We start from the raw sequence: 26378 nt of genomic DNA, 5'->3' as shown, positions 1-26378 counted from the left end.
GGTCAGAGATCCTCCAGCGCCGCGCTCGCCTCCATCCACACTTCCTCGGCCGTTTCCAGCTTCTTTTCGATCGCGGCCCGCTTCACCATCAGTTCGCTGGTGGTCATCTTCGCTTCCGCGCCGGTCGCGGACTTGGGGTCGAACAGCGCCTGGTCGATGCGGCTGCGTTCAGCGGCCAGCGCGGCCATGTCCCTTTCCGCCTTGCTGACCGCATTCTTCGCCGCCTTCTGCTTTTCGCGCCACTGGGCCGCGTTGCGCTTTTCCGCCTTGCGATCGACCTTGGGTGCGTCACCGCCCCCTGCCCCATCCGCGCCATTGCCATCGGATTTGCGCAGGATGATGTCGGTATAATCGTCGAGGCTGCCGTCGAACGGCTGGGCGGTGCCATTGTCGACCAGCACCAGACGATCGGCAACCAGTTCGATCATGTGCCGATCATGGCTGACGATCACCACCGCGCCCGAATAATCGTTCAGGGCCTGCACCAGCGCCTCGCGGCTGTCGACGTCCAAGTGGTTGGTCGGTTCGTCGAGGATGAGGAGGTGCGGCGCGTCACGGGTGATGAGCGCGAGCGCCAGACGGGCGCGCTCACCGCCGGACATGCTCCCCACCTTCTGTGTCGCGCGCTCGCCAGAAAAGCCGAAGCGGCCCAGCTGCGCGCGCACCGCGCCCGGCGTCGCGCCCTTCATCACGCGGGTCATATGTTCGAGCGGGGTGTCGGTGACGTCGAGTTCCTCCACCTGATATTGGGTGAAATAGCCGACATTCATCTTGGGGCTGGAGGCCATGTCGCCCTCCATCGGCTTCAGTTGCGCGGCGATGAGGCGGGCGAGCGTTGTCTTGCCATTGCCGTTGCGGCCGAGCAGCGCCAGCCGGTCGTCGGGGTCGATCCGCAGGTTGATGCGGCGCAGGATCGGCGTGTCGGTATAGCCAACCGCGGCCATATCCATGGTGATGAGCGGCGGACGCAGTTCGGCGGGGCTGGGAAAGCCGAAATGCAGCGTCGGGTCCTCGATCGCGGCGGCGATGGGCTGCATCTTTGCCAGCGCCTTCGCGCGGGACTGCGCCTGTTTCGCGGTCGAGGCGCGGGCGGAATTGCGGGCGACATAGTCCTGCAACTTCTCGCGCTCCGCCTGCTGCTTGGCGCGGGCCGCTTCCTGCTGGACGAGGCGTTCGGCGCGCTGGCGTTCGAACGCGTCATAGCCGCCGGGGTAGAGCGTGACCTTCCCGCCTTCCAGATGCAGGATATAGTCGACGACATTGTTGAGCAGGTCGCGCTCATGGCTGATGACGACCACGGTGCCGCGATAGGCCTTGAGGAAATTTTCGAGCCACAAGGTCGCTTCGAGGTCGAGATGGTTCGACGGTTCGTCGAGCAGCAAAAGGTCGGGATTGGAAAAGAGCAGGGCGGCGAGAGCAACGCGCATTTTCCAGCCGCCCGAATAGCTGTCGAGCGGGCGGCCCTGCATCTCCTCGTCAAAGCCGAGGCCGACGAGGATGCGGGCAGCGCGGGCTGGCGCGGTATAGGCGTCGATCGCGGTCAGCCGCTCGTAGATATGGCCCAGCCGATCGGGATCTTCCGTCGTTTCGCTTTCGGCCATCAGCGCGGCGCGCTCGGTATCGGCGGCCAGCACGGTGTCGAACGGCGTGGCGGTGCCCGACGGCGCTTCCTGCGCGATATAGCCAAGGCGCGTGTCGCGCGGCATGTCGCACGACCCTTCGTCCGGGTCGATCTGGCCGATCATCACCTTCATCAGCGTCGATTTGCCAGCGCCATTGCGGCCGATAAGGCCCACGCGGCTGCGCGGCGGCAAGGTGGCGGCGGCGCGATCAAGAATGGTGCGGCCGCCCAGGCGCACGGTGATGGCATTGAGGTTCAGCATGGCGCGCGACCTAGAGCATTTTGCGCGGCGCGAAAATGCCGCACTGCGATTTTGTTGGCGCGCATCGAGATTGATCTGCGTGACGCGAGAAGGGACTTAACGGCAGATCATGTCGGAAACAGGGTTTGAGACTGCTGCGTCGCGGGACACAGACCGCGCCTTGCTGTCATCCAGCCGCGCGAGCCGACATTCCGCCATCCACCATCAGGACCGTTCCAGAGGTGTAGCCTGATCGAGGCGACGCCAGGAATGCGATGGCTGACGCGATTTCTTCAGGGTCCGCGGCACGACCAAAGGGCATAGCGTCCTGCTTGACCGCTGCCTCACCCAGATTATCGAGACGCTCTGTCGCGACCGGTCCCGGGCTGACGCCGACGACGCGCACACCGTTGCGATGACTATCGCTGCCGATGGACATGGTGAATGCCGTCAAGGCCGCATTGCCAGCGACGCCGCATATGTAGGTGGGGTTGCGTATCTGGGCGGCGGCGCCAATCACATTGACGATCACACCATTTCCGCGGGATGCCATCTGCGGGTAGATCAGGCGTGTCAGATTGATATAGCCAAAGACCTTGAGGTCCCACGCCGCCCGCCATTCATCCTCGCCAATATCCTCCAGCCTGCCGCCTGGAACAGCACCCGCATTATTGACAAGAATGTCCACTGCTCCGGCACGATCGGCAAGCGCGGCGACAGCCTTCGACGACGAAAGATCAGCCGCAAATATGTCAGCCTTGCGCCCGAAGCGCGCGACAATGTCGTCCGCTACGCGTCGCAGCCTTCCTTCCGATCTGGCGGCAAGAATGATGTCGCAGCCCGCCTCCGCCAGCTGCATCGCGGTAGCTGCCCCAATACCTTGCGACGCACCCGTGACCAGCGCGACCCTTCCTTCAAGGCCCAGATCCATCACGGCGCCCCTTCCGACTTGTCTCCCATAAAAATGGACTGGTTGGGGTTGGCCCGCGCATCTCTCCTCGGCCATTTGCCTCGTTCCACGGCAATCTGGAAAGCGGCGACACGATGGTTGAATTCGTCCGGCTCCTCAAGATTGAGGCCATGCCCGGTCTTGGGATGAATCCAAAGCCCTGCACGCGGCATGGTCCGTTTGAGGAAGATATTGGCATCAATTACCGGATCATCCTCATCGCCGACCGCCAACAGGACTGGCACATCCAATTTACGCAACTCATCCTCGAAATCATGCAAGGAGGGCCGGATTGCCTGGAAATTTTTCAGGGTGAGTGCCGATCCCAGCGCGGAATGTTCCGCCATCTGTTGTCGAAACTCCTGCCATCCGCGCGGATCCTTGTTGAGAAGTTGTACCCGTGTTGCCCCCATCGCAAGCCCATGAGCGCCCGCAACCATCCCTTCGTTCAACATGCGGTCGGCGCCCTTATATGTCTCGACCTTGAAAGCCTCGCGGTCCCCCTTGGGCGCGCCCGATCCGCCGCTGGAAAAAACCAGCGACAGAACGCGTCCGGGATATGACATCGCGAACTGAAGACCGGTGTAAGCACCCATGCTCAACCCGACGAGATGCGCCTTTTCAATGTCCAGGGCATCCATGATCGCCAGCAGATCGTCCCGCTGTCGAACATAGGTATATGCCTTTCCATCCTCAGGCACGGAAGAAGGCGGATAGCCCCTGGCGTTATAGGTGATGCAACGGTGGTCGCGACTGAACCGGCGCACCTGCGCTTCCCAGGTGCGGCAATCAGCAGCAAATTCGTGGATCCAGATGATCGGCACTCCACTGCCGGTTTCTTCATAATAGAGCGAACAGTCAGGGGTGTCGATGAAGGGCATCGCTATCTCCCGTTTTTGGATGGTGAAGGCAGGAAATTTGTACGCGGCATAACCCGGTCGATTGGGGGACGGCGGATCAGTTTCGCTAGGCAGACGTCGGTTACAATCCTGGGATGGCCCAGATATCGATGTCCGCAGATCCAGCGCGCAAAGGCTTGATTGCAGCATATTCCGGCGATTCCCAGAAATCATGCAAGGCCTGCATGGATGGAAATTCGAACAGCGAAATTGGACGATCCGCGCCTTGCCCCTCCAGCAAGTCTATCTTTGCACCGCGTATGATCGGCTTTGCCCCGAATTTTTCCATCAAAGGCTTAACCGCTTTGCGATATTCCAATAAACCTTCCTCGCTGATAACTTTCATTTGCAGCATCATATATGCGGGCATATTATATTATTCCCCTAACATTATTGTGTATAGATCATGGGAACATGCTCTTTTCATAATGTCGGCGCAGATGGCGGACAAAATTTTCCATATGCTCGTTCTCCTTCAAGGCGAGCGCCACCACGGGTCTTGGCGCTTGCGCGAACGAAAATGGAATTTCGACAAGTTGTTTCGACTGAACCAACTCTACGACATTGTGTCGCGCAAAGACGGAAAGATACGGACTTTCGACAAGCAACATGCGCCGTATCCGCTGGTCCTCCACCTCCAAGACGATGTCGGGCGGTTGTCGCCCTTCGCTGGCAAACAATGCCTCCAGCCTGTCGCGCAATACGCTGCCGGACGGACCCAGAATCCAGCCGGCCGAACTCAAATCATCGATGGTGGGATTTTCATTCTGGGCGAGAGGATGGTCCGGTCGGCAGAAGATCGCGACGCGATTTTCAAAAACGGGCTGAATGTGAAACTCCGCGACCTGTTGTGGACCGGGCATCGGGAGAACGGCGAAATTAATGTCTCCGTCGCGCAGGGAGGACAACAGGCCGGACTCCGATTGGCTTAGCAGCCTGACATCCATCTCTGGCCTTTCAGCCATCAGATCAGATACGGCATTGGCAAAAATATTGAGCGGATGAACCGGCGCGGTGCCAATGATGATCTGGACAGGTCGCCCTTCCATGAGGCGAGCCAGTCCACGCTCGGCTTCCTTCAGGCTGGCTCGTATGACCCGCGCGTGCGCCAGAAGCATTTTCCCGTCTGTCGTCAACTCCACGCCATTTACGTTGCGCGTGAACACCTTGGTCTGGCTCATATCTTCCAGTCGGTGAACGGTTCGGGTCAGCGCTGGCTGAGATTTATGCAGTGTGGACGAGGCCCGATTGAAGCCACCAGCCTCATAAATCGCAAGAAATGTCAGCAATTGCCCCGGATCAATCCGCGTCACCATTGTGGCCCCCTGCTCTTCTGGCTTGGCGTGATGCAAGCTGCCTTTAGCTCGTCCTTCATAAGTTCCCGCCAGATTTAGACCAGCGAAATACGGCGCCCCAAGCCGCGCCTCCACTCGGTCCCCGCGCCCATCCTCTCTGCAAGCAATTTCTCTTCACTCAATAAAGGAGCCGGCAACACTTATCTTATCAAAATCAGTCATACCCATATCAAGCAACGCCCCCGTCATATCCCCGCTCCGCCAATCAGACATTTCTATTAGGCCATGCAGAGTATGATCTGACATCGGCTGACAATAAGCCGGACCCATATTTCCGAGACAGGCTCCCCCCCGTGGGAGAGTTTCCGAATGATACTCAAAAAGGGCGGTGCGAAATAACGGATGACGTTCGACGTCAGGGGAGGATCGGACATGAATAAAATCGTGCTGGCTAGTTCCGTCGCAGCAATTTGCTTGCTGACGCCTTTTACTGCGTTTGCGCAGGAGGCAGCAGTTGAAGCCGAGACACAGAATAGCTCTGAAGACATCATCGTGACAGCGCAGCGCCGGGCAGAAAATGTTCAGGACGTGCCGATTTCCATCACAGCGCTCAACAATACGATGTTGAAGAATTCCAACATCGTGACAATTTACGATCTTCCTCGCGTCGCGCCGAGCCTGCGCGTCGATACGGGTATCGGCGCAACGCGCGCCCGTGTCATCGTTCGTGGCGTCGGTTCGCAGGGCGGGACCGCGATCGAACCCAGCGTGGCAGGATTCCTGGACGGCGTTTACATCCCGCGCGAAGCCCAGATGGTGGGCGCCTATCTCGATTTGCAAGGACTGGAACTGCTTCGCGGTCCGCAAGGGACGCTGTTTGGCCGCAATGCGTCAGTCGGCGCAATCAATTTGCGGTCGGCTCTGCCGGAAGATACGTTTTCCGGCAATCTGGCCGCCGAGATCGGAAATGGCGAACGCTATCGGACCGAAGGCTATGTCAACGTGCCGATCAGTGACGGGGCTGCCCTCCGACTGGCGGGCTTTGGCGAACTCAATCGCGGTTTGTGGTACAACCGTCTGGACGACAAACATTATGGGGCTTCGGACAGCTTCGCGCTGCGACTGTCCGGCAAGTTTGATCTCAGCAGCAACCTTAGCTGGATCGTGCGGGGCAATGTTGCTCGCCGGAATGGCAATGAAGCGGCAATGGGCGCGCTGCTGACAAGTTCGATACCTGACGGAAGGCTGCCGGGCTTCCTGGCCCGTTTGGCGACGATCGGCTCCAATGATGTCGATTTGACGCCGTTCGACCACAGATTCAACCAATATGTCGGCGACCATGTGGATGACACTCAATGGGGCGTAAATTCCACGCTGCAGTGGGATTTTGATTCAGGGTTCAGCCTGAAGCTTATCGACGCCTATCAATATTGGGAAAATTCTACTGCGCTGACCAATGTTTTCGGCGTCGAAACACCAACGCTTTCCGATTTCCTTTCCTACAAAAGCAAAAGCCATTGCCATGAATTGCAACTGATTTCGCCAACGGACAGGTTGCTCGATGGTCGGTTGAGCTTTGTGGCAGGCCTTTATTATTTCCATGAGAGCTGGCTCAGCGACGATGCCTATCAAATTTACACCGATGGGTGCAGGCTGCTGTTTCCTGCTGGACCTCCGGGCGCGGTTTGCCCCGGCCAGACCAACACAGACCTGTTCAATCGCCGCTTCACCCAGGTGACGGACAGCTACGCCGCCTATGCCCAGACGACCTTCAAGCTTCTGCCGACGGTTGACCTGGTTCTGGGCGGTCGCTGGACCCGCGACGAAAAATCGGGGCACGCCATCCAGGTGGTGAACAGGTCTTTGGGCGCGAATTTCGCTCTGCCGGAAGACCGCCGTCTGGCCCTGGCCAATGAGCGCTTCACGTACCGAACCAATCTCAACTGGCGACCGACCGACAATTTGCTGTTCTTTGGTTCCTATTCGACCGGGTACAAATCCGGCGGCTTTGATTCCAGCACATTGACTGGCGCGCTTCCCCCGGCCCCTCCCGGTACATTGCTTGATCGGACCTTGAAGCCGGAAACCGTGCGCAGCGCCGAAATCGGGATGAAGTCGGAGCTGTTCGACAAACTGCTTCAACTCAACGTCACCTTGTTTCGCATGAAGGTGAAGAATTTCCAGGATCGGCTGACAAATGGCATCGCGTTTCGCGTCGTCAACGCCGGCGATCTTCGAAACCAGGGGGTCGAAACGGACATGCAGCTTCGCCTCAGCGAAGTTTTGCGCTTCAACGCGTCTGTCAGCTATCTGGATGCCGTCTTCACCTCCTACCCGACGGCGACCGCCCTTCCAGGCCAGACCGGCACGCGCGACATCACGGGCGAACGGCCGACATTTGCTCCAAAATGGTCCGGCAGCCTGGGCGCTGAATTCCGCCATGACATATCGGGGGGAATGCGGTTCCTATTTCGCAGTGATGTGTCATTCGTTTCTTCAGCCAACATCAACCAGATCAACAATGCAGACCCGTATACCGTCCAGCCGGCCTATCAATTGCTGAGCGCCCGCGCGACATTGTACGGGAAGGATGATCGATGGAGCGTTTCCGTCTTCGGAGACAATCTGACGGATACTGGATACTGCACGTCATATACCTATCAAGCCCTTGGTGGCTTGCTGGGCGTCGTCGACCCCGCCACGGGCAGGTCGGCTTTGCGCTGTAATTCCGTCAGTCGCCCTCGCTCCTATGGTGTAAGGGCCTCCTTCTCATTCTGATCGGGGTCTGGGATTGGCAGGACACAGGCTCTGAACGATAGTTCGATCGTTCAGAGCCTGTGAACCGATAGAAAACCAAGATGATAGTAGGTAACGACTGCCAATAGCGCAGTTACAAGTAGCCTTATGACGGCGATCGACCAGCATCCCGCCCGCTGGCCAGCATGCGCGGACACCCGCCCAATCCTGTGGCACGCCGAGACCCATTACTCGCCTATAGGAATGGGCTGGCTGGCCCGATCGAGAGCGTCTTGTGCGCTGTTTCGCTCAGATCCCGTCGATGATGAAGGTCCGGTAATCCGCACCTGCACGACGATGCGCCATGGCCGCCTGATATTCAGGGCTATCATACCAGGCCTCTGCCGCTTCAAATGTCGGAAACTCGAGGATGACTGCACCCTCCACCGGTTCCCCTTCGGTGCTGCGTACCCGCCCATAGGACGCATGACGTTTGAAGGAATGGCCCGCGGCCGCTGCCCGGGCCATGTCCCGGTAAATATCCATCTCATCCGCATCATGTACCGAATTGCGGATCGCGACAAAATATGCAGGCATAGCTTTACTCCCTGAAGCGCCGCGGAATCGACGGCGCACGCGTTCAGTCGCTCAGTTGTTCAACGCAACCTGCGACCATTCCCGCCAGATACCTAACCGCCAGGGCATTGATTACGCCTCATGGCATGAACGCATCAGATGATGTTCTCGCGCCTGAGCCGGGCAATTTCATCGCTGTCATACCCAGCCGCCGCAAGGACCTCCTCCGTATGCTGCCCCAGTTCCGGCGGTGCGTTGCGAAAGCTGGCCGGCGTCCGGCTGAGTGTAATCGGCTGCCCCAGTATCTCTATTTCGCCCAGAACAGGGTGATCAAGCTTAGTCGCGATCCCGGTTTCCTGGACTTGTGGGTCTTCGAACATCTCGTCCAGCTTGTAAATCGGCCCCGCCGGCACCCCCGCGGCGTTCAAGATATCCACCCACTCCGCTGCCGTCTTCGCGCGCGTCGCATCGTTTATGGCCGCGTTCATGGCGTCCCTATTTTGCTCCCGCAGCCGCGCATCTGTAAATCGGGCATCGTCAATCAATTCGGGAGCACCGATCGCCCGGCACAGCCGGTGATAACTATCATTCCCTACGGTCGAGAGGGTGAAGTAGCCATCCGATGATTCATAGACACCGGTCGGCACGATCTGAGGATGGTCGTTGCCGCGTTGCTGGGGAATACGCTTGTCCATTAACCAGGCCATCGCCTGATAGTCCAGCATCATGATCTGGGAAGACAGGAGATTGGTCTGCACCCATTGCCCCCTGCCGGACCGTTCCCGCTCGGCCAAGGCGATGAACGTGCCCATCGCAGCGAAAATACCGGCACTCATATCAGCCGGTGACATTCCGACCCGCAGCGGCCCCTGATTTTCATAACCGGTCAGCCACATCAATCCGCCCATGCCTTGCGCGATGAGATCGAATCCGGGACGGGTTCGGTAGGGTCCGGTTTCACCAAAGGCCGAAACGGATGTGTAGATCAGCCGCGGGTTGACCGCCGACAGGCTGTCATAGTCAATGCCCAGCTTCGTTTTTACATCCGGCCGGAAATTTTCCACCAGAATATCCGCTGTCTCGACCAGCCGCTTGAGCACGGCCACGCCCTCCGGCCGTTTCAGGTCCAGCGTGATGCCCCGCTTGTTGCGCTGCGCATTCACATAGTCCGAAGACAGGCGATTGTCGCCCATCGGGTCTCCGCCGCCATCGGTCCGCTCTATCTTTATGACATCAGCGCCAAAGTCACCGAAAAATTTGACGCAGGTGGGACCCGCCCTGACTCGCGACAGGTCAAGCACGCGCAAATGGGAAAGCGGTAGAGGTGTCATGGCCGGATCCAAAAAATAGAGATCTATAAGCTAATTCTCCGCACAGGCTCATCTTCGCCCGTCATCGGATTTATTATATTCAATCAGGAGCATCACTCCCTAAGAACAAATCGTATATTGGAAACCATCAATCGCAACTGGATGCGTTGCTTATTCAGCTGACATGAGGTTCGATAGACGGCATAGTCGCGGCGAAAGACGCAAAAAACTGGTCGGCATATTTTTTCGCGACGGAGTCCAAAAGGCGGGCGCCCAGTTGCGCAATTTTTCCGCCAACATTCGCCGTCACCTCGTAACTCAGCGTGGTCGATTCCGCACCCAGCGGGGTCAACCGGACCACGGCGCCGCCCTTGGCATATCCGGCGATGCCGCCCTGCCCTTCGCCAGATATGCGATAGCCGTGCGGAGGATCGAGATCTGACAGTTCCACACGCCCCTTAAACTTGGCCTTCATCGGGCCAATTTTCAAAACTGCGGCCGCGACGAAAGCGTTTGCTCCATCCAGCTCCAGCGTTTCACAGCCCGGAATGCAGGATTTCAGCGTCTCAGGATCGTTGAGTTTTTTCCACACGACTTCCGGCGGAGCGCCAAGGTCAACGCTGCCATTCATTTCAACTGCCATTACGGTATGTCCTTCCTGAAGGCGATGCGGCAGCGCCTTGCCTCACTGCGCCCTGAAAAATCCCTGGACAGCGCCCGCGACATAGATCGGCGCTTCGTCGATCGGGCAGTGGCCGGTTTCCGCCAACATCTCGAATGTCGCATTTGGATATGCCTGCGCGAACGTGTCCTTGAAGACAGTCTCGACGTCCATCGGCTCTTTGCCGCCGGCCAGCACCAGGATCGGCGTTTCTATGCCTGTGACAAGCGGAGTGAGGTCAGACCGCGCAAACATCTCCAAATAGCCCTGCATGGCCTCGGGCTGCGCCGAAGCGGTTTGGCTGATGACATGGTCGAGCCATGCGGAGGGAAGGCGATGGCCGGTCGAGAAATCGAGCAGTCCGCGACGCACCTCCAGATTGTCAGCAGCAGCATGAAACATGCTGAACGTCTGATCATCAAACTGCGCGCCAGAAGGCGGAACGGACGCAACACAGGCAAGCTTGATCAATCTGTCCGGATATAAGGCCAATAAGCGCTGCCCGATCAAACCACCCATGGAATGGCCGATCACGAGAAACTCATTCCAGCCCAGGCTTTCGATCAATTCACCCAGGTCAGAAACAATTTCGTCCAGATCATAGACGCCGCGCATATGCGCGGAAGCGCCATAGCCCCGGTAGGCCGGGACAACGAACTCAAAGGCGCTTTGGTCGAGTGCATGGCGCATGGGATCGAGCAAATGTTCGTCTCCCATCCATCCATGCAAGGCGAGTATTTTTTGGTCGCCATGGCCAAAGCGTTCATATGCCAGCATCCGCTATCCTCTCATGGGAGGGCCCTTCTCGTAACGGCGCCCAATTCCTTTATGTCGATATGATGCGACCGGTGATCGAGCCACAAATCGATTATTTACATTACCCTATCAGTCGGGCCCAATTGAACACCAACCACTTGCCTGTTGTTCAGTGCGACTTCAGCTCCGAGGAGGAATTCAGCGTCGCGTGAAGATTGCGCGCAAGATCGGTTGCCGCAGCTGCATCAAGGCCAATCGCCGAGCGCGCATATTGGCGCACCGCTTCTGTGGCAACGCGGGCGGGGCGCAACAAGGCCCGCTCAAGTTCCGCAACGCGCGCATTCAGGTTTGCCGCTGGCGTGACATCACTGGCAAGGCCAAAAGATATGGCACGCTCGGCATCCACCGCCTGGCCCGTCAGAAAGAGATAATAGAATCCTTTGCGCGGCACGCGATCCACCAGCGCTGCCATCGCCATTCCTGGCATGACGCCATGCCCCATTTCCGGCAGCTGGAACACTGCATCGTCGGCTGCAATCGTAATGTCAGCCGCGCCAGCCAGAGCGCACCCAAAGCCCCGCGCGCGCCCCTGCACCACGGCAACGACGGGGACCTTCGCTGAACGCAGGCACCCATAACAGTCAAATATCACCTCATTTTGGCGACGCATGGCAAGGGCTTCCGGCAAGGGGCCGGACATGTCCACCGACTTGATGTCGCGGCCAAGGCAGAAGTCGGGCCCGTTGCCACGCAAGACGATCAACTTGCACGTGTCAGGCACGTCTTGGATGATATCGCGTAGTTCACCGATCATCTGATTGGTGAATATATTGCCCTCTTCGGGCCGGTTTAAAGTCACCCGCAGAATGTCGCCGTCGTGAACGGCCAATATCCTGTCCTCCATCACCTTTCAAACTCCACCCCAAGGAGCAATGCTCCGCTGTTTTGAAATTCATCGGTGAAATGGACCGCCAGATATAATCGAAAAGGCAGATGGGGTTATGCGCTACCATGCGATTTCAACCATTTTTCGATCAAGTCGGTTGCTATGGCCCCTATAAGGGTCCGCTCCGGACAGATAACATATGGAGTCTGTCCGATTGCCTCAATCTTCCGGCGTCGATCCCGCATGGGGCCATATCAGCATTCTATGTGCCAAGCCCGCATCACCACTGCTATGCCGGTCTCACACAAGGCACGCGACGCGCGGATCGAGGCGGAAGCCGGGACATAATCGGATTCCGGCCGTGGCACTGCGGAGAGGACGAGGTTGGGCATGGAGAATTTCGAGTATTTTCGTCCAGAAAGCCTGGAGCATGCGAGTATTCTTCTTGGCGAGGATGACGAAGCGAAACTGATCGCGGGGGGCATGACGCTACTGCCGACGATGAAATTGCGGCTCAATGAACCGTCTCGCCTGGTTGATCTTTCCAAATTGCCGGAATTGCGCGGTGTCGATTACCAGCAGGACCGCTTGTCAATCGGAGCCATGACCCGGCACTACGACGTGTCACGCGATCCACTGGTCATGCAAAAGCTGCCTGCGCTCGCCTCGCTAGCTGGCGGCATCGGTGACGTGCAAGTGCGCAATCGCGGGACCATTGGCGGCTCCATCGCGAACAACGACCCCTCGGCTGATTATCCGTCAGCCTGTCTTGCCCTTGATGCACTGCTCAGCACGAACAAGCGCGTGATTTTGGCAGACGACTTTTTTGAAGGACTGTTCACCACCGCGCTCGACCCTGCCGAAATTCTGACCTCGGTCAGTTTCCGTATTCCCCAGCGCGCGGCCTATGCCAAATTCAGAAGCATGGCTTCCGGCTATGCCGTTGTCGGCGTGTTCGTCGCGCAATATGACGACGCGGTACGGGTCGCAGTCACTGGCGCAGGGGCGGACGGCGTATTCAGACTAAGCATGGCGGAAGAAGCGCTTGCCCAGGATTTCCGGCCGGAAGCCTTGAGCGATCTGAAAGTCGACCCGGCGACACTTATGAATGAAGCCGCCTGCCCGCAGGATTATCGCGCGCATCTCATTGGCGTCATGACCCGCCGGGCCGTCGTCGCCGCGCTGAGCGGTTGAGCCTGTCGCGCCAGCTCTACCTTCACACTTCTTCATGATCCGGGCGCCGTGTCATCCCCCTGACCATCGCCCGTCGGTCAATGCGAACGCAATCCAAAGGACCCTTAATGATGGAAACAGGACATCTCCGCCTGGAACAGGATGGATCGATCGCGCAAATCATCATCGACAATCCCGCCAAGCGGAACGCCATGTCCCTTTCCATGTGGGAACAACTGGATTCAATCCTGGCCGACATTGGCGAAGACATCCGGTGCATCATAGTGACCGGCGCAGGAGACAAGGCGTTCGTATCAGGCGCGGACATTTCCGAATTCCAGTCGGCGCGCAGCGGCGCGGCGGACATACGATATTATGATCAAACGGCAGAGGCAGCCATGCAGCGGCTATTTGACATGCCGCAGCCGACCATAGCCATGATTTCGGGCTATTGCATCGGCGGGGGCGTCGCCCTTGCGTTGTGCTGCGATGTGCGGATCGCTTCGGACGACAGCCAATTCGCCGTCCCAGCGGTTCGCGTCGGACTCGGCTATGGGGTTACGAACCTCAACAAGCTTGTCCGGGTCATCGGTATCGCCGCGGCGCGAGATATCATGCTCAGCGGTCGTCGCTTTGATGCGGAAGAAGCCTTGCGGCTGCACCTGATCAGTAAGGTCGTCCCCCGCGAGAAGCTGCTGGCTCATGTTGCTGACTATTCTGCCCAGATGGCGGCCAATGCTCCCCTGACGCAGCGCGCCATCAAGGCAACCCTCAATATTTTCAGCCGCGCCGTCCCCTCCGCCGATCTGGACCAGTGCGACGCATTGGCCGAGCAATGTTTCCTGAGCGAAGACTATCAGGAGGGGACAAGAGCCTATATGGAGAAGCGCAAGCCGCTATTTCGGGGTCGGTGACGCCCCAACATATGTCTATTGCCTCACGGTAGAGCCACTTGCGGAAGATATGGCTTACCATATGCGGGCATGCGGCGCGACGAAAGGTGATCTTCTGGCGTCAGCAAGACCATAGTGGCATTATGTCGATCAATCGTCGGCGATGATGAGGCGTTCGCCATCCGTGCAGCGCGCCCCATCCCTGCCCGTCTTCACAGCATCATCAAGTCGCGCAGCATCTGGTTTTCCGGCAGCCCGGCTTTCTCGTGGATAGCACTCCAGACTTTCTGCGGCGTCAGCGGCATTTCGATATGCTCGACGCCAAATTCCTTCAGCGCGTCAACCACGGCGTTGACGAATACGGCCAGGGCGGGCGTAGTTCCCCCTTCCCCGCCTGATCGCACGCCCATCGGGTTCATGGTAGCTGGCACTTCGCTGATCTCGACCTTGAACATCGGAACGGACTCGGCCCGCAGCAAGCCGTAGTCCATCAGCGAACCCGTCATCAACTGCCCGCTTTCCTCGTCGTAAACAACGTGCTCGATCATCGCCTGGCCCAGGCCCTGAACGCATCCGCCGATAGTCTGGCCGTGCAGGATCAGAGGATTTATAGCCCGGCCCACATCGTCGACTGCGGCTATGTCCACAAGCCGGACCGCGCCCGTTGCGAGGTCGACCTCGACTTCGCATGCCTGAGCGCCAAAGGGGAAGGACGCATCGCTAAAGAAATGATCATGCTCGCCATAGAGCGGCGCACGCAGCTCCTCGGGAAGGTCCGGCCTGTCGCGGATGAGGCGGGCCACATCAAAGATGGTGAATTCAGAAGCCTCGCTCGCCTTCAAGACCCCATTTGCGAAAGTCACGGCTGAGCTATCGACACCGGTGACATGCGCCACGACCTTTGACGCTTGCTCAATCACTCGATTGACCGCTTCATTGATGACGACGCAGGCAAAGCGCATGGATCGGCCGGAAATGGATCCCCCACCGATCGTGAGGCGATCTGTATCGCCTGCCATCAGCCGAACCTGATTCAGCCCGATGCCCAGCAACTCGGCCGCCACCTGGGCAAAACTGGTTTCATGCCCCTGGCCGCTGGACATGGTGCCGATGACGAGTTCCACCATCCCATCTGGATCGACGCGGATTTCCGCTTTTTCCCTGGGCATTCCGGTGGTGATTTCGACATAGTTGGCAATGCCGATCCCACGGCGCTTTCCCTGCGCGCGGGCATCTTGCGCGCGGGCGGGAAAGCCATCCCAGTCGATCATCCGCAGAGCGGCGTCCATCACCCCCTCATAATCACCGCTATCATATTCGATCCCTGCGATATTGCGGTAGGGAAACTGGGAAGGTTGGACCAGATTTCGACGTCGAAGCTCGATACGATCAAAGCCGAAGCGCTGCGCGGCAATGTCGACCAATCGTTCCATGACGAAAATCGCCTCGGGGCGTCCGGCACTGCGAAAGGGTGCGGTCGAGGCCGTATTGGTGATCGCGCCGATCGCCCGAACCGATCCCACCGGTATGTCATAGACATTGCTCATCAGGCTCGCGCCTTTACGCAACGGCTGGAACGATACGAAATGCGCGCCAAGATTGCTGATGTTGCGCGTGCGCAGGGCAAGAAAGTTTCCGTCGTCATCAAGCGCCAACTCAGCATCGACAGTCAGGTCCCGTCCCTGATAGTCGGATGCGAAAGCCTCACCTCGTTCAGCCGTCCATTTTACAGGTCGGCCGACCTCCTTGGCCGCCCATGTCACCAATGCCAGTTCAACGGAGAGGTTGTTCTTGGTGCCGAAATTCCCACCGACATCCTCTGCGATGACTCTGACGTGAGAAGGCGGGACTCCCAGTACCAGCGCCAGCTCGATCTTATGCCGCCATACGCCGCTGCTGCCGGCATAGAGCTGGTAGCGTTGGGTTTCAGGGTCATAACTCCCGGTCGCGGAACGCGGCTCCATCGTAACCCCCGTCACACGCTGGATATGCGTATGGAGCGACGCAACCTTGGACGCTGACGCGAAGATTGCGTCCGTAGCGTCCTGGTCACCGACATGCGCGTCAATGCCTATATTGCCTGGGAATTCTTCCCATAATTGGGGCGCATCGGGTTCCAGCGCTTGCACCGCATCGACAACGAAGGGCAATTCTTCAAATTCCACGTCGACCAGACTGGCCGCAGCCTTGGCGATGTCAGCGGTTTCGGCAACGACCATCGCCACTGCCTCGCCCGAATAAATGCTGATGTCGGGCGGTAGCAGATGGTGGGGGGTCGAAACGATCGGCTTGCCGCTGGAATTGACCAGAATGATGTCAGCACCACTTTTCTGGGTTTCGGCCGATCCCATCAGAAAATTGTCATGCACCAGTGGCTTGAGCCCTGCAGCGATCACGTCTTGTCCGGTGAAAACCGCCAGCACACCCGGCAAGGCCAAGGCCGCAGCCGTACTTATCGACACAATTCGCGCTCTGGCGTAGGGAGAACGCACCATTGCGGCATGGGTCAATCCAGGCAGCGTGAAATCATCGCTGTACCGCCCGGCGCCCGTCACCAGCCGCAAGTCTTCCTTCCGCAAAACGGGTTTGCCGATATATCGCGATGGCTGATTGGATTGTGCATTCATTAAACCACGCTCCCCGAAAGGTTGAGGGGCCTGGCAGCAATGTCAGTGCGCAGCACGAGCAGCCTCCAATTCAGCCGGATCTTCCCCCGCCATGACCCTGGCGGCAAACTGTACGGCCTCCACAATGCCCTGATATCCCGTGCAGCGGCAGATATTGCCGTCAAGCGCATGGCGGATTTCGGATTCACTGGGATCAGGATTGCGATCAAGCAGCGCAACCGAACTCATGATCATGCCAGGGGTGCAGAAACCGCATTGCAATGCGTGACACGCGCGGAACCCTCGCTGAACCGGATGCAGCGCATCGACCGTGCCTGCCCCCTCGATCGTCTCGATGGTGCCCCCGTCAGCCTGGACAGCCAGGATCGTGCAGGATTTTATCGCGTCCCCGTTAAGCCGAACCGTACAGCAGCCACATTGGGTCGTGTCGCATCCGACATGCGTGCCCGTCAGGCGCAGGTCTTCGCGCAGGAACTCCACCAACAACCGCCGCGGCTCGACGTCGCGGTCGATCCTCTCTCCGTTCACGCACACGCTTATCTTAGCCATGTCTCGCCTTATTGGTCGCCACACTCATTGCTGAGACATGGCACGAATATATGTTGCATGAAGATTTGGGTCCGCAAGCACTTCTATGCCTAAAGCAGGACCACCTCAGGCCATAATTGAAACGTCTGATGGCCTTATGCGCACAGGATGGGCACTGCCCCAATGGCGTGCAATCGGGTCATCACCAATTCAGCGGAACGACTTTATATGCTCTGCGGCGTGGCCAGCCAAGGCAGCGCTGCTTTCCAAAGCGGAAGCCCTGTGCAAATGCTCCCGTAGCATGTTCGATCGCCAGTTGGCATTCGCTCATGTGATCGGGGGTATGAAACAAAGGGTCGGCTACTCGCTGCCTGGCAACGAGCAGCCGGAAGTCATGGTCAATACACTCCCACCGGTTCAAGACCGAAGCTTTGCTGCCCGACCATCGCGTAGATCGCCTGCACATCCATGCTCGTGTGCCGGGTCCCCACATTGACGTCACGCCAGTGACGCTGGATTGGCGCATCCAGAGACGCCGAACTTGCGCCGGCGCCTTCAAACAACAAATTGACCGCATCGCTAGCCTGGCGCGCGGCGAAAGCAACATCGCGGCGAACCTTCACCCTCTCGGCCTGAGTCAAAGTCTGTCCGCTGCGGATTTTCGCCTCCAGCGGCGGTAGATCATGCAGGATAAGGGCAATCGCCGCATCGATTTTCGCCTGGGCTTCACCGGCTCTCGCCTGGGCTTGCGGGGTTTGAGCGACCGTCAGGGCCGCACCCGGTTTCAGGCCACCCTTGACCTTGGTCCGCATCGCCTCACAATACCAGTCATGTGCTGCCTGAGCGATGCCGAGCAATGGGCCAACGAGCATAATGGACCCGAAGGTCGCAAAGGAGAAGGCTGCATTGACGTTCCCGGGGACATCACGGCCGGGGATGGTTCCGCGTGCAACATCGTTCAACCGGATCATCCGGTGGGAAGGCACGAAAATGGGCGCTGTCGAACGCAGCGTCTTGCTGCCGCTGCCCTGCATGCCCGCCACGCGCCAGCTGTCATGATCGATGTCGATATCCTTGCGGGGGACCAGAAACCATCCTGCCCCGCGCTCCCCTTCGTCGGTTTCGGGAAGAGGCGCGGATACGAAGAACCAGTCGGCATTGTCGCAATTGCTTGCAAACGGCCAGCTGCCCTCTACCAGATATCCGCCATCGGCTGCCTGGCTTTTGCCGGTCGGGAAAAAGGTGCAGGACAGGATGTTGTCGGGGTTCTCCAACCAGACGTCATTCTGCGCCTCAAGGGGCCAGAACGACGCCATCCAGCTATTGCCGTTGGCGAGCATGGAGCACCAACCCGTGCTTCCGCAACCGCGGGCAAGTTCGAAACCCAGTTGAAACTGTTGGCTGGGCGTGCACTCAAGGCCGCCAAATCGGGCTGGTTGACCCAGACGATATAGCCCCGCCTGCTTGAGAAGCTGTGTCACCTCTTGGCTGACGCGCCCTTCCGTTTCCGTCTGTGCCGCCCTTTCGGCCAACATTGGTCGCAATGATCGGGCCTGGGCCAGAATATCGTCCATGGCCATCATGGGTGTGGTGTCATTTGTTTTATACGCGGTCGCCATGACGCTCTCCTAAGCAATATGTCTTGCAGCTTGGCCACGTCCCGATCTGCCTTGGGGGCCCGGCCATGGACGTGATCCTATCGTGCGATGAGCGAGAGGAAAAATCGCCCCGCACAATGCAGGTATCAGCAATATCTATGTCCGGTCGGCACCCTGCCCCGGCCGCTTGTCAGTCAGGCGACCCGTGATCGACCGTTCGCGTCTGGATTGAACGACATTCCTCGACGATGAGCGACCTCAGCCACCGCTGCGCCGGATCCTGTTCGTCACGTTCGTGCCACAGCAGGCTGATGGCGATCTTGCGAAATGCCTCGGGCAATTCGATCGACCGCAGACCCAGTTCGGTCGTCACGAGGCTGGCAAGCTGTTCAGGAACGATACCTACCGAAACAGTGCCGGAAACCAGCCGGCCGATGGCGAGAAACCCGGGCACGCTGATATAGGGTGGATAATGGGGCAAGCCCTCCACTCCGACATTTTCTTTCGTCCAGTGAACGCCAGGAAAATTGGGAGCAATATACGGAAAATGTCGAAATTTATCCAGCGTCGGCTTCCCTCGCAACGGATGCGACTGGTCGACGATTCCCACGAACCGGTCGTCCAGGACTTTGCGGATTCTGATAACGGACGCAATTTCGTTAGATATGCCTCCGGGTAGATTGCCTGCCAGGCACATATCCACCCGCCCTTGATACACGCTATCATTTGGCTGATCGAGAAGCACCGTTTCGAAAGTGACCTGCGGCGCCAGCGCACTGATCTTGCGGAACACGGCGGGCAATATGACGCAGAGCCCATATTCAGATACCATCAGGCGGAATGTGCGCTTCAGGTCTTGGGGCGTAAAATTGCGTTTTGGCTGCATCAGCCGATCCGACCGCAACAAGATTTGCCGCACCTCCGCAGCCATTTCTTCCGCACGCGGCGTAAGCACGAGGCTCTTGCCCACTCTAACCAGCAAGGGATCGGAGAATTGATCTCGAAGCCGACGCAGCATGCCGCTCATCGTCGGTTGGCTGACGCCCAATTGCCGCGCCGCCTCAGTAACGCTTCGGGTCTGGAGCAACGCATCCAGAGGTTCAAGCAGATTGAGGTCGAGCCCTCTCAAACCAGTTTCCTCTCCACCACGTTAGTGCCGGAATAGGTATTGCCAATGCCGGCATTGCGCCAGCCGATTTCCCTCATTTCAGGTTCCATCCTATCCTGACCTCAAGACGATAGCCAAACGGAATGCTGCCGTCGCGGTGCCGGTATTCGTGCCACCTGCGACCACGGATCCTGCCATACCATATGAGGCGGGGGAGAGGATTGAGTATGACGACAGGTGAAATAACCGATATCGCCACAGATCTGCGGTGGGCCTTGCGATCGCAAGTGCGACCGGTTTGGGTCATGTCGACCCACTGGGATGGCCAGGACTATGCCATGGCTGCGACGGCCGTAGCCGAGGTCAGCATGAACCCGCCATCCATGCTGTTTTGTATCAATCGCGCCAACGGCATGTTCCGGGCCATGGAAAATAACGCGACCTTTGCGATGAACATGCTGGCGGCGGAGCATGAAGCAGTGTCGAGGGCATGCGGTGGAGAGATCAAGGGACCCGAGCGCTTCACAATCGGCAATTGGGTATGGGATGACGATACCGGGGTCCCATTACTGGCTGACTCTGCGGCGTCGATCATCGCAATTCCAACAACATTTGTCGATCACGGTTCACACAGGATTATCGTCGCAACCGTTTCATCCATTGTGCGTGGCAAAGCGCGTTCGGCACTATGTTTCAGAGACGGAGCCTACCTCCCCATCCTGTGCGACAACTGACAAAGTCCTGGTTGCAGTCCGTTGAGCAGCCCAAAGGCGGACGCCGCTGTTTCCGCGGCATGACGGACATTGTTTTTCCGCAACCTGCACGATAGAAGGTCTCGAATCGTCCTACGATTTGACCAAATTTGCTCGGCGGGATGGTGTAATCGAAGATTGGAGAGGGGCCTTTACCATGACACTTTCAGGCAAAACGCTGTTCATCACCGGTGGCAGCCGCGGTATTGGCCAGGCAATCGCTCTGCGCGCCGCGCGCGATGGGGCCAATGTGATCATCGCAGCAAAGACCGCCGAACCACATCGCACCCTGCCCGGCACGATTTATACGGTCGCCGAAGAAGTCGAAGCAGCGGGAGGCAGAGCGCTTCCGGTCGTTCTGGACGTGCGTGACGCCGATGCGATTGAGGCTGCGGTGAATGCTGCTGTCGCCAAGTTCGGCGGGATCGATGTTTGCGTGAATAATGCCTCAGCGATCGATCTGTCACAGTCGCTGGATATTGACGTGAAACGGTTTGATCTTATTCATCAGATCAACGTGCGCGGGACCTTCCTTGTCTCGCGCGCCTGTATCCCCCACCTTCGCAAAAGCGAGAACCCGCATATTCTCGCCATGTCGCCGCCGCTCGATCTGCGCCCCGAATGGCTGGGTGCGCATTTGGGTTATTCCATGAGCAAATTTGGTATGACCATGGTCATGATGGGCATGGCTAACGAATTCCAGTCTGATAGCATCGCCTGCAACACCTTGTGGCCACGCACCACAATCGCGACGGCGGCGGTGGAATTCGCGCTGGGGGGAGAAGCCATGCTGCGGCAGTCGCGAACGCCGCAAATTATGGCTGACGCAGCTTATGCAATCATCACAAAGCCGGCAAAATCCTTCACCGGACATTGCCTGGTCGACGATTCGGTATTGCGGGACGAAGGCGTGATCGACTTTGATTGCTATGCCGCGGCGCCTGGCAATCCGCTCATGGCAGATATCTTCATTGATCCGGCCACTGTGTGATCGCCGTTAAGTCAGCCTGCTTGATAGCTAACTGGCTGAAACAGGTGCGCCATGCTTTCGTCCCGGTTGCGTAGCAAGGAGAGGACGCCTACACTGTTGCAGTGCTGCATGAATGAACCGCGGCGCGCCTTTGTCGCAGCCTGCAGCAGATAGGTCGTCAATATCACTGTGCGAATGGACCCGGGGCAACTGCTGACTTTTCTCGCCATCCATGACGCGGGAGGATTCAACCGCGCGTCCATGACGCTGCATAAATCACAGCCGGCCTTGTCGCGGACCGTACACCAGTTGGAAGACGCGATTGGTGCGAAGGTATTTCTGCGGAATGCAAGTGGCATCCAGATTACCGATGAAGGCCGGCTATTGCTGGAACATGCCCGGCAGATACGGGACACGATACGTTCTGCCGAGGCTGGTCTTGCAGCCAACAAGGCTGCGAAGAGAACAGAATTGTCTATCGGGGTATCGTCCATTCACCCTTTGGATCAGTTCGCGAAGGCTCTGGCCGACCTGGCGCATGACAATCCCAGGACGGCAGCGCGCCTGATCGTCGGGTCGGATAGCGACTTACTCTCAGCCGTGCGTGAAGGCGGACTGGATCTTGCTATCCTGCCCATGCCATCGACACGCGAATTGGCCGATCTGAAAGCCGAACCTATTTTTTTCGATCATGCCGCTGTTTCCGTCTATTGCCGCGCGGGTCATCCTCTGGCTGATCTGGCTTCACCCTCCATTGCGGATCTGAGCGGAGCATCATGGATCATGGGCTTTCCAGGCAGCATCTTTCGAGATCGCCTCGACGCCCTGTTTGACGCCGCCAAGGTTCGCCGTCCACGTATCGCACTGGAAGTAGACGATGCCAGGGCCCGATCAACTTTCGTCCTCAAGTCTGATATGGTGTCGATATTCCCGCTGCATGCGGTCAAGGCGTTGGTCGACTCCAAAGACCTGGTGGCGATCCCCTTTCCCCTGTGGGATAATCCGCAGCCCTTGGCCGCAGTGTGCGCCGAAGGGAACGAGGCTTTCAGGCAGAAGTTTGCTGAGTATCTGCGACGCCATCACCAGCATGATGAATAGGCCCCGTTGCGGAAACGCTGGCCGCATTCGGCATAGCATGTCAAAGCCGCATGCCCCCCTGCCCGCAGCGCCCACTGTCCCGATTATGAGCGCCTGAACAGGCGGAGAGGCAACTGGGTCAGGCCGTACAGACCTCGACTTTCGCTCAATTCCGGCTCTTCCACCTCAATCCTGTCAACATGCGCGATGAGCGATTCCAGCAAAAGCTCCATTTCCAGCCTCGCCAGGTTCATGCCGCCACACAGATGCGGGCCGCCACCCCAACCCAGTTGATCGCCAGCCTTGCGCGTTATGTCAAAGCGATCCGGGTCATCATATCGCCGCTCGTCGCGATTGGCGGCTGCATACATCAGCATGACGCGCGCGCCGGCCGGGATGAAAACATCGCCCGCGACATAGTCGGAGAGCGCATAACGCGAAAACCATCGGGCAGGACCGCTATGCCTGACGGCTTCATACACCGCGCCGGAGATCAAACCTGGATCGCGCTTGAGCATTTCATATTGGTCAGGATTTTGGCCAAGCGCATATAAAAGGCTCGACATGGCGAAAATAGTTGTATCAAGGCTTGGAATAACGAGCCCGCTCATCGCGGCATGCGCTTCCCCCATCGTCAGCTTGCCTGCGGCTACCGCGTCGAAGAGGTCGGAAGTCCATGATCCCGCAACCAGATCCTCTCGCTTGACCTGACGCACATACATCATTGCTTCGATCAATATTTCAGCATCCCTCACGAATGCTTCGCGGTCTTCATAGGCTTCGATCGGACCGCCGGAATTGAAGGTCGCCGTGGCCCATTCAAGCATCCGCTCACGTCCGTTTTCCGGAAGGCCCACCAGATGCTTGATGGCTTTGAGCGGAAGAAGTTGGGAAACCGACGTTACGGCGTCGATCGTCTCTCCATTGGCAGCCTCACTGATCCTCGTGTCGATGATCTCCTTCAACATGGTCCGGTATCGCTTGAGCGCGACCGGGGTCAGATTATGCTGAACAGCGCGACGCAGCCGCTTATGGCTCTCATCGTCGCGCTGAATGGTTGGAGGTTCGGGAAATTCCCGATTGACATAGTCGTTAAATCCCACGCCTTTGCTCGACGTCAGAATGTCCCGATGATTAAGCGCTTCCTTTATATCATGGAAGCGAGATAGGGCGAAAATCTCCGGATCGGTAGGGAGGCGGACAACCGGACCGAGATCTCTGATCTTTTTATAATGGCTGAAAGGATGTTTCAGAGCATCAGGAGCGAAAATATTCTCTCCATATACGGGCGCAACATCATAGCCTTCCGGCGTCGGATAATTACCCATTCAGAACTCTCTCTCTAACGATGCTCTAGACTTAAAATGCTGCTCATGCTGCCGTGAATGGCATGCTATTTCAGGATGGTAGTACTCTGAAGCATGCCAAAGGCCGTCATTGAAAAAGCCTATATCGCGATACCCGACGCTAAGAGGCTGGAATGGGCGCATTGCCCGAACGGTGTATCAAGGGCAGCGACAGGCCAAAAATCACAGCCCTGCACCACACCGTGGCGGAATCCTGTTCGCACCGGTCGCGCCTTTGTCTGCGGATATAGGAGAAATGGTGCTGCCGGTGAGGATTGAACTCACGACCTCAGCCTTACCAAGGATGCGCTCTACCACTGAGCTACGGCAGCACTCTATTTCCAGTCCAAGGCGTCATCTGCGCGTTGGAGGCCGGGCCTATGGCTGCCAACGCAGCCCATGTCAAGGCGGGTTGCGGCGGACGGCGCATTTTGCTTATGCCGCTGTTATGGCTGAAACGCAGGACGAGAAAAAGGCGCGGCTGGCGCAGGCGTTGCGGGATAATCTGCGCCGGCGCAAGGCGCAAAGCCGGGACGCGGTTCGGGAAGAGGCGCCGGCTGCGCCCCCGCCCGACCCGTCCCGGCGCTAGATGTTACAGCGCCGCGCAGGCGCCCTTGAGCCAGGCAAGCGCGTCGCCATCCAGTTGCGGGCCGACCACATCCAGCACCTTGGCGTGATAGGCGTCGACCCATGCGCGCTCGTCAGCGCTCAGCATGTCGACCGCGATCAAGGCGCGGTCGATCGGCGCGAAGGTCAGCGTTTCAAAGCCCAGCATCTCCTTCTCCGCGCCCGAAATGGCACGCTCCTCCACCAGGACGAGATTTTCGATGCGGATCCCATATTCGCCAGTCTTGTAATATCCCGGCTCATTGGAAAGGATCATGCCGGGCACCAAGGGCTCATCGCCGCCGCCAAATGTGGCGATACGCTGCGGCCCTTCATGCACCGCCAGGAAACTGCCCACCCCATGACCGGTGCCATGGGCGTAATCCAGCCCTTCGGCCCACAGATATTGCCGCGCCAATATGTCGAGCTGACCGCCGCGCGTGCCCCTGGGGAAAATGGCGCGAGCAAGCGCAATATGGCCTTTGAGCACCAGCGCGAAATGGCGCTGCATGTCCGCTGTCGGCTCGCCCACCGCGATGGTGCGCGTAACGTCAGTGGTGCCATCGCGATATTGGCCGCCTGAATCCACCAGATAGAGCGTGCCGGTTTCGATCGGGCGGTTGGTCTTTTCCTCGACCCGATAATGGACCACCGCGCCATTGGGGCCGGCGCCGCTGATCGTGTCGAAGGACAGGTCCTCCAGCAGGCCGGTGTCCTTGCGGAAGGCCTCCAGCCGGTCGGCGGCGGACAATTCGGTAAGGCCGCCCTTAGGGGCGTCGACCGACAGCCAGTGGAGAAACCGGCTGAGCGCCGCGCCGTCGCGCGCCTGGGCGGCCTTGTGCCCGGCAATTTCGGTGTCGTTCTTGATCGCCTTGGGCAGAACCGCCGGATCGCGCAGCGCCAGCACCTTGGCTCCGCCCTGCTCCAGCGCCTCGAAGATGGCGGCGACGGCGCGTTCGGGGTCCGCGACGACGCTCTTGCCCCGCAAGTCCGCCAACGCATCGGCAAAGGCGGCGCGATCATGAATGCGCACGCCATTGCCCAAATGCTGGGCGACGGCATCATCCATTTTCTCCGGCGCGACGAAAAGGTCGGCCGTGGCGTCGGCATGGACGATGGCATAGGCCAGAGCGACGGGCGTGCGATCCACGTCCTTGCCCCGGATGTTGAAGGTCCAGGCGATCGAATCAAGCGCCGACAGAATCGCGGCGTCCGCCTTTTTCGACGTCAGCCAATCAGCCATCGCGGCGCGCTTTTCCGCCGCGCTCCGCCCCGCGAACCGATCATCATGAACGACCAGGCGCGCATCGCTGGGCAGCGGGCGATCGGGCCAGACGGCGTCGATCGGGTTCGTGTCCACCGCAACCAGTTCCGCGCCCTGTTCGGCCAGTGCCTCTGTCGCCTGGCGAACCCAGCTGCGCGTGTGCAGCCAGGGGTCATAGCCGATCCGCGCGCCCTGTCCGGCATGATCCTTCAGCCACTGCGCGATCGAGGTCTGCGGCACGCTTTCATATTGCCAATGCGCCCCGTCCACCTGTTCGCGCACCTGCAGCGTGTAGCGGCCGTCGACGAAAATCGCGGCTTCCTGCGGCAGCACCACGGCGCTGCCCGCCGACCCCTGAAACCCCGTCAGCCAGGCGAGCCGCTGGGCATAGGCGCCGACATATTCGCTCATATGCTCGTCGGTCAGCGGCACCACGAAGCCGTCCAGCTTCTGGCGCACCAGCTGGGCGCGCAGGGCTTTGAGGCGATCTTCATAACTGGACATTG

General features: G+C 58.7%; 23 protein-coding genes and 1 tRNA gene. 7 read left to right on the top strand and 17 right to left on the bottom strand.

Translation table 11 applies throughout. From position 1 onward, the window contains the following. Positions 1–2 precede the first annotated feature (2 nt). From RLDS_RS49585 to RLDS_RS49565, 5 genes are all read right to left on the bottom strand, one after another. The gene (locus tag RLDS_RS49585) at positions 3–1883 is read right to left on the bottom strand and encodes an ABC-F family ATP-binding cassette domain-containing protein (protein ID WP_021227879.1); all 1881 of its coding nucleotides are present in this window, start codon (positions 1881–1883) and stop codon (positions 3–5) included. A gap of 166 nt (positions 1884–2049) precedes the next feature. Further along, on the bottom strand, positions 2050–2793 hold the full coding sequence (locus RLDS_RS49580; protein ID WP_021227878.1) for a short-chain dehydrogenase/reductase: 744 nt from the start codon (positions 2791–2793) through the stop codon (positions 2050–2052). Then, entirely contained in the window at positions 2793–3692 is a 900-nt protein-coding gene (locus RLDS_RS49575) for an alpha/beta fold hydrolase (RefSeq protein WP_021227877.1), read from the bottom strand. The genes RLDS_RS49580 and RLDS_RS49575 overlap by 1 nt, the downstream gene beginning before the upstream one ends. A gap of 100 nt (positions 3693–3792) precedes the next feature. Further along, a complete protein-coding gene (locus tag RLDS_RS49570) occupies positions 3793–4065 on the bottom strand; it encodes a DUF1330 domain-containing protein (RefSeq protein WP_269078225.1) in 273 nt (90 codons plus the stop codon). Positions 4066–4114: 49 nt separating this feature from the next. Continuing rightward, positions 4115–5026, bottom strand: a complete 912-nt coding sequence (locus RLDS_RS49565) for a LysR family transcriptional regulator (protein ID WP_021227875.1) — start codon at positions 5024–5026, stop codon at positions 4115–4117. 411 nt (positions 5027–5437) lie between these two features. On the opposite strand from RLDS_RS49565, the gene RLDS_RS49560 reads away from it, so the two are divergent. Continuing rightward, the gene (locus tag RLDS_RS49560; RefSeq protein WP_031298874.1) at positions 5438–7783 is read left to right on the top strand and encodes a TonB-dependent receptor; all 2346 of its coding nucleotides are present in this window, start codon (positions 5438–5440) and stop codon (positions 7781–7783) included. 267 nt (positions 7784–8050) lie between these two features. Here RLDS_RS49560 and RLDS_RS49555 read toward each other — a convergent pair whose 3' ends face one another. The 5 genes from RLDS_RS49555 to RLDS_RS54755 all read right to left on the bottom strand — a co-directional run bounded on the left by RLDS_RS49555 (position 8051) and on the right by RLDS_RS54755 (position 11948). Continuing rightward, positions 8051–8338 carry a DUF1330 domain-containing protein gene (locus RLDS_RS49555; protein WP_021227873.1) on the bottom strand — a complete coding sequence of 96 codons (288 nt, stop codon included), beginning with the start codon at positions 8336–8338 and terminating at the stop codon, positions 8051–8053. 134 nt (positions 8339–8472) lie between these two features. Continuing rightward, positions 8473–9648 carry a CaiB/BaiF CoA transferase family protein gene (locus tag RLDS_RS49550; RefSeq protein WP_031298872.1) on the bottom strand — a complete coding sequence of 392 codons (1176 nt, stop codon included), beginning with the start codon at positions 9646–9648 and terminating at the stop codon, positions 8473–8475. Between the two features lie 154 nt (positions 9649–9802). Next, positions 9803–10270, bottom strand: a complete 468-nt coding sequence (locus RLDS_RS49545) for a CoxG family protein (RefSeq protein ID WP_021227871.1) — start codon at positions 10268–10270, stop codon at positions 9803–9805. A 42-nt stretch (positions 10271–10312) separates the two neighbouring features. After that, a complete protein-coding gene (locus RLDS_RS49540; protein ID WP_021227870.1) occupies positions 10313–11065 on the bottom strand; it encodes an alpha/beta fold hydrolase in 753 nt (250 codons plus the stop codon). Positions 11066–11213: 148 nt separating this feature from the next. Next, the gene (locus tag RLDS_RS54755) at positions 11214–11948 is read right to left on the bottom strand and encodes an enoyl-CoA hydratase/isomerase family protein (protein ID WP_021227869.1); all 735 of its coding nucleotides are present in this window, start codon (positions 11946–11948) and stop codon (positions 11214–11216) included. Positions 11949–12320: 372 nt separating this feature from the next. Between RLDS_RS54755 and RLDS_RS49530 the strand changes: the two genes are divergently transcribed. Together RLDS_RS49530 and RLDS_RS49525 are read left to right on the top strand one after the other, a co-directional pair. Beyond that, positions 12321–13124, top strand: coding sequence for an FAD binding domain-containing protein (locus RLDS_RS49530; RefSeq protein ID WP_021227868.1), 804 nt, complete (start codon positions 12321–12323; stop codon positions 13122–13124). A gap of 107 nt (positions 13125–13231) precedes the next feature. Then, positions 13232–14017 carry an enoyl-CoA hydratase gene (locus RLDS_RS49525; protein ID WP_021227867.1) on the top strand — a complete coding sequence of 262 codons (786 nt, stop codon included), beginning with the start codon at positions 13232–13234 and terminating at the stop codon, positions 14015–14017. Positions 14018–14208: 191 nt separating this feature from the next. On the opposite strand, the gene RLDS_RS49520 is transcribed toward RLDS_RS49525, so the two are convergent. The 4 genes from RLDS_RS49520 to RLDS_RS54750 form a co-directional block, all read right to left on the bottom strand. Then, positions 14209–16623, bottom strand: a complete 2415-nt coding sequence (locus tag RLDS_RS49520; RefSeq protein WP_021227866.1) for a xanthine dehydrogenase family protein molybdopterin-binding subunit — start codon at positions 16621–16623, stop codon at positions 14209–14211. A 42-nt stretch (positions 16624–16665) separates the two neighbouring features. Next, positions 16666–17172: a (2Fe-2S)-binding protein gene (locus tag RLDS_RS49515; protein ID WP_021227865.1), complete on the bottom strand. Its 507-nt coding sequence runs from the start codon at positions 17170–17172 to the stop codon at positions 16666–16668. A 377-nt stretch (positions 17173–17549) separates the two neighbouring features. Beyond that, complete coding sequence (locus tag RLDS_RS49510; RefSeq protein WP_021227864.1) at positions 17550–18770, bottom strand: acyl-CoA dehydrogenase family protein; 1221 nt, start codon at positions 18768–18770, stop codon at positions 17550–17552. 169 nt (positions 18771–18939) lie between these two features. Continuing rightward, complete coding sequence (locus RLDS_RS54750; protein ID WP_021227863.1) at positions 18940–19878, bottom strand: LysR family transcriptional regulator; 939 nt, start codon at positions 19876–19878, stop codon at positions 18940–18942. Positions 19879–20084: 206 nt separating this feature from the next. On the opposite strand from RLDS_RS54750, the gene RLDS_RS0128825 reads away from it, so the two are divergent. The 3 genes from RLDS_RS0128825 (at position 20085) to RLDS_RS49500 (ending at position 22677) form a co-directional block, all read left to right on the top strand. Then, positions 20085–20591: a flavin reductase family protein gene (locus tag RLDS_RS0128825; RefSeq protein WP_021227862.1), complete on the top strand. Its 507-nt coding sequence runs from the start codon at positions 20085–20087 to the stop codon at positions 20589–20591. A 175-nt stretch (positions 20592–20766) separates the two neighbouring features. Next, complete coding sequence (locus tag RLDS_RS49505; RefSeq protein ID WP_021227861.1) at positions 20767–21600, top strand: SDR family oxidoreductase; 834 nt, start codon at positions 20767–20769, stop codon at positions 21598–21600. Between the two features lie 174 nt (positions 21601–21774). Further along, the gene (locus tag RLDS_RS49500; RefSeq protein ID WP_021227860.1) at positions 21775–22677 is read left to right on the top strand and encodes a LysR family transcriptional regulator; all 903 of its coding nucleotides are present in this window, start codon (positions 21775–21777) and stop codon (positions 22675–22677) included. 83 nt (positions 22678–22760) lie between these two features. On the opposite strand, the gene RLDS_RS49495 is transcribed toward RLDS_RS49500, so the two are convergent. Both RLDS_RS49495 and RLDS_RS49490 read right to left on the bottom strand, forming a co-directional pair. After that, positions 22761–23984, bottom strand: a complete 1224-nt coding sequence (locus tag RLDS_RS49495) for a cytochrome P450 (protein ID WP_021227859.1) — start codon at positions 23982–23984, stop codon at positions 22761–22763. Positions 23985–24259: 275 nt separating this feature from the next. Continuing rightward, positions 24260–24334 (bottom strand) — tRNA-Thr (locus tag RLDS_RS49490). 116 nt (positions 24335–24450) lie between these two features. Here RLDS_RS49490 and RLDS_RS56570 point away from each other — a divergent pair. Then, complete coding sequence (locus RLDS_RS56570; RefSeq protein WP_169534115.1) at positions 24451–24591, top strand: hypothetical protein; 141 nt, start codon at positions 24451–24453, stop codon at positions 24589–24591. Positions 24592–24594: 3 nt separating this feature from the next. Here RLDS_RS56570 and RLDS_RS49485 read toward each other — a convergent pair whose 3' ends face one another. After that, entirely contained in the window at positions 24595–26376 is a 1782-nt protein-coding gene (locus RLDS_RS49485) for an aminopeptidase P family protein (protein WP_021227857.1), read from the bottom strand. Positions 26377–26378 lie beyond the last annotated feature (2 nt).

It is taken from the genome of Sphingobium lactosutens DS20 (assembly GCF_000445105.1).
GTDB classification, from domain to species: Bacteria; Pseudomonadota; Alphaproteobacteria; order Sphingomonadales; family Sphingomonadaceae; genus Sphingobium; species Sphingobium lactosutens.
This window is presented reverse-complemented; position numbering and strand designations above follow the sequence as displayed.

Excerpts from the sequence above, each read along its gene's own strand:
- RLDS_RS49525 (WP_021227867.1), top strand. The coding sequence starts at position 13,232 with ATGATGGAAACAGGACATCTCCGCCTGGAACAGGATGGATCGATCGCG.
- RLDS_RS49585 (WP_021227879.1), bottom strand. The coding sequence starts at position 1,883 with ATGCTGAACCTCAATGCCATCACCGTGCGCCTGGGCGGCCGCACCATT.
- RLDS_RS49545 (WP_021227871.1), bottom strand. The coding sequence starts at position 10,270 with ATGGCAGTTGAAATGAATGGCAGCGTTGACCTTGGCGCTCCGCCGGAA.
- RLDS_RS49565 (WP_021227875.1), bottom strand. The coding sequence starts at position 5,026 with ATGGTGACGCGGATTGATCCGGGGCAATTGCTGACATTTCTTGCGATT.
- RLDS_RS49530 (WP_021227868.1), top strand. The coding sequence starts at position 12,321 with ATGGAGAATTTCGAGTATTTTCGTCCAGAAAGCCTGGAGCATGCGAGT.
- RLDS_RS49580 (WP_021227878.1), bottom strand. The coding sequence starts at position 2,793 with ATGGATCTGGGCCTTGAAGGAAGGGTCGCGCTGGTCACGGGTGCGTCG.
- RLDS_RS0128825 (WP_021227862.1), top strand. The coding sequence starts at position 20,085 with ATGACGACAGGTGAAATAACCGATATCGCCACAGATCTGCGGTGGGCC.
- RLDS_RS49550 (WP_031298872.1), bottom strand. The coding sequence starts at position 9,648 with ATGACACCTCTACCGCTTTCCCATTTGCGCGTGCTTGACCTGTCGCGA.
- RLDS_RS49500 (WP_021227860.1), top strand. The coding sequence starts at position 21,775 with ATGGACCCGGGGCAACTGCTGACTTTTCTCGCCATCCATGACGCGGGA.
- RLDS_RS49505 (WP_021227861.1), top strand. The coding sequence starts at position 20,767 with ATGACACTTTCAGGCAAAACGCTGTTCATCACCGGTGGCAGCCGCGGT.
- RLDS_RS56570 (WP_169534115.1), top strand. The coding sequence starts at position 24,451 with ATGGCTGAAACGCAGGACGAGAAAAAGGCGCGGCTGGCGCAGGCGTTG.
- RLDS_RS49515 (WP_021227865.1), bottom strand. The coding sequence starts at position 17,172 with ATGGCTAAGATAAGCGTGTGCGTGAACGGAGAGAGGATCGACCGCGAC.
- RLDS_RS49555 (WP_021227873.1), bottom strand. The coding sequence starts at position 8,338 with ATGCCTGCATATTTTGTCGCGATCCGCAATTCGGTACATGATGCGGAT.
- RLDS_RS49520 (WP_021227866.1), bottom strand. The coding sequence starts at position 16,623 with ATGAATGCACAATCCAATCAGCCATCGCGATATATCGGCAAACCCGTT.
- RLDS_RS49570 (WP_269078225.1), bottom strand. The coding sequence starts at position 4,065 with ATGCTGCAAATGAAAGTTATCAGCGAGGAAGGTTTATTGGAATATCGC.
- RLDS_RS49575 (WP_021227877.1), bottom strand. The coding sequence starts at position 3,692 with ATGCCCTTCATCGACACCCCTGACTGTTCGCTCTATTATGAAGAAACC.
- RLDS_RS49560 (WP_031298874.1), top strand. The coding sequence starts at position 5,438 with ATGAATAAAATCGTGCTGGCTAGTTCCGTCGCAGCAATTTGCTTGCTG.
- RLDS_RS49540 (WP_021227870.1), bottom strand. The coding sequence starts at position 11,065 with ATGCTGGCATATGAACGCTTTGGCCATGGCGACCAAAAAATACTCGCC.
- RLDS_RS49510 (WP_021227864.1), bottom strand. The coding sequence starts at position 18,770 with ATGGCGACCGCGTATAAAACAAATGACACCACACCCATGATGGCCATG.
- RLDS_RS54755 (WP_021227869.1), bottom strand. The coding sequence starts at position 11,948 with ATGGAGGACAGGATATTGGCCGTTCACGACGGCGACATTCTGCGGGTG.
- RLDS_RS49495 (WP_021227859.1), bottom strand. The coding sequence starts at position 23,984 with ATGGGTAATTATCCGACGCCGGAAGGCTATGATGTTGCGCCCGTATAT.
- RLDS_RS49485 (WP_021227857.1), bottom strand. The coding sequence starts at position 26,376 with ATGTCCAGTTATGAAGATCGCCTCAAAGCCCTGCGCGCCCAGCTGGTG.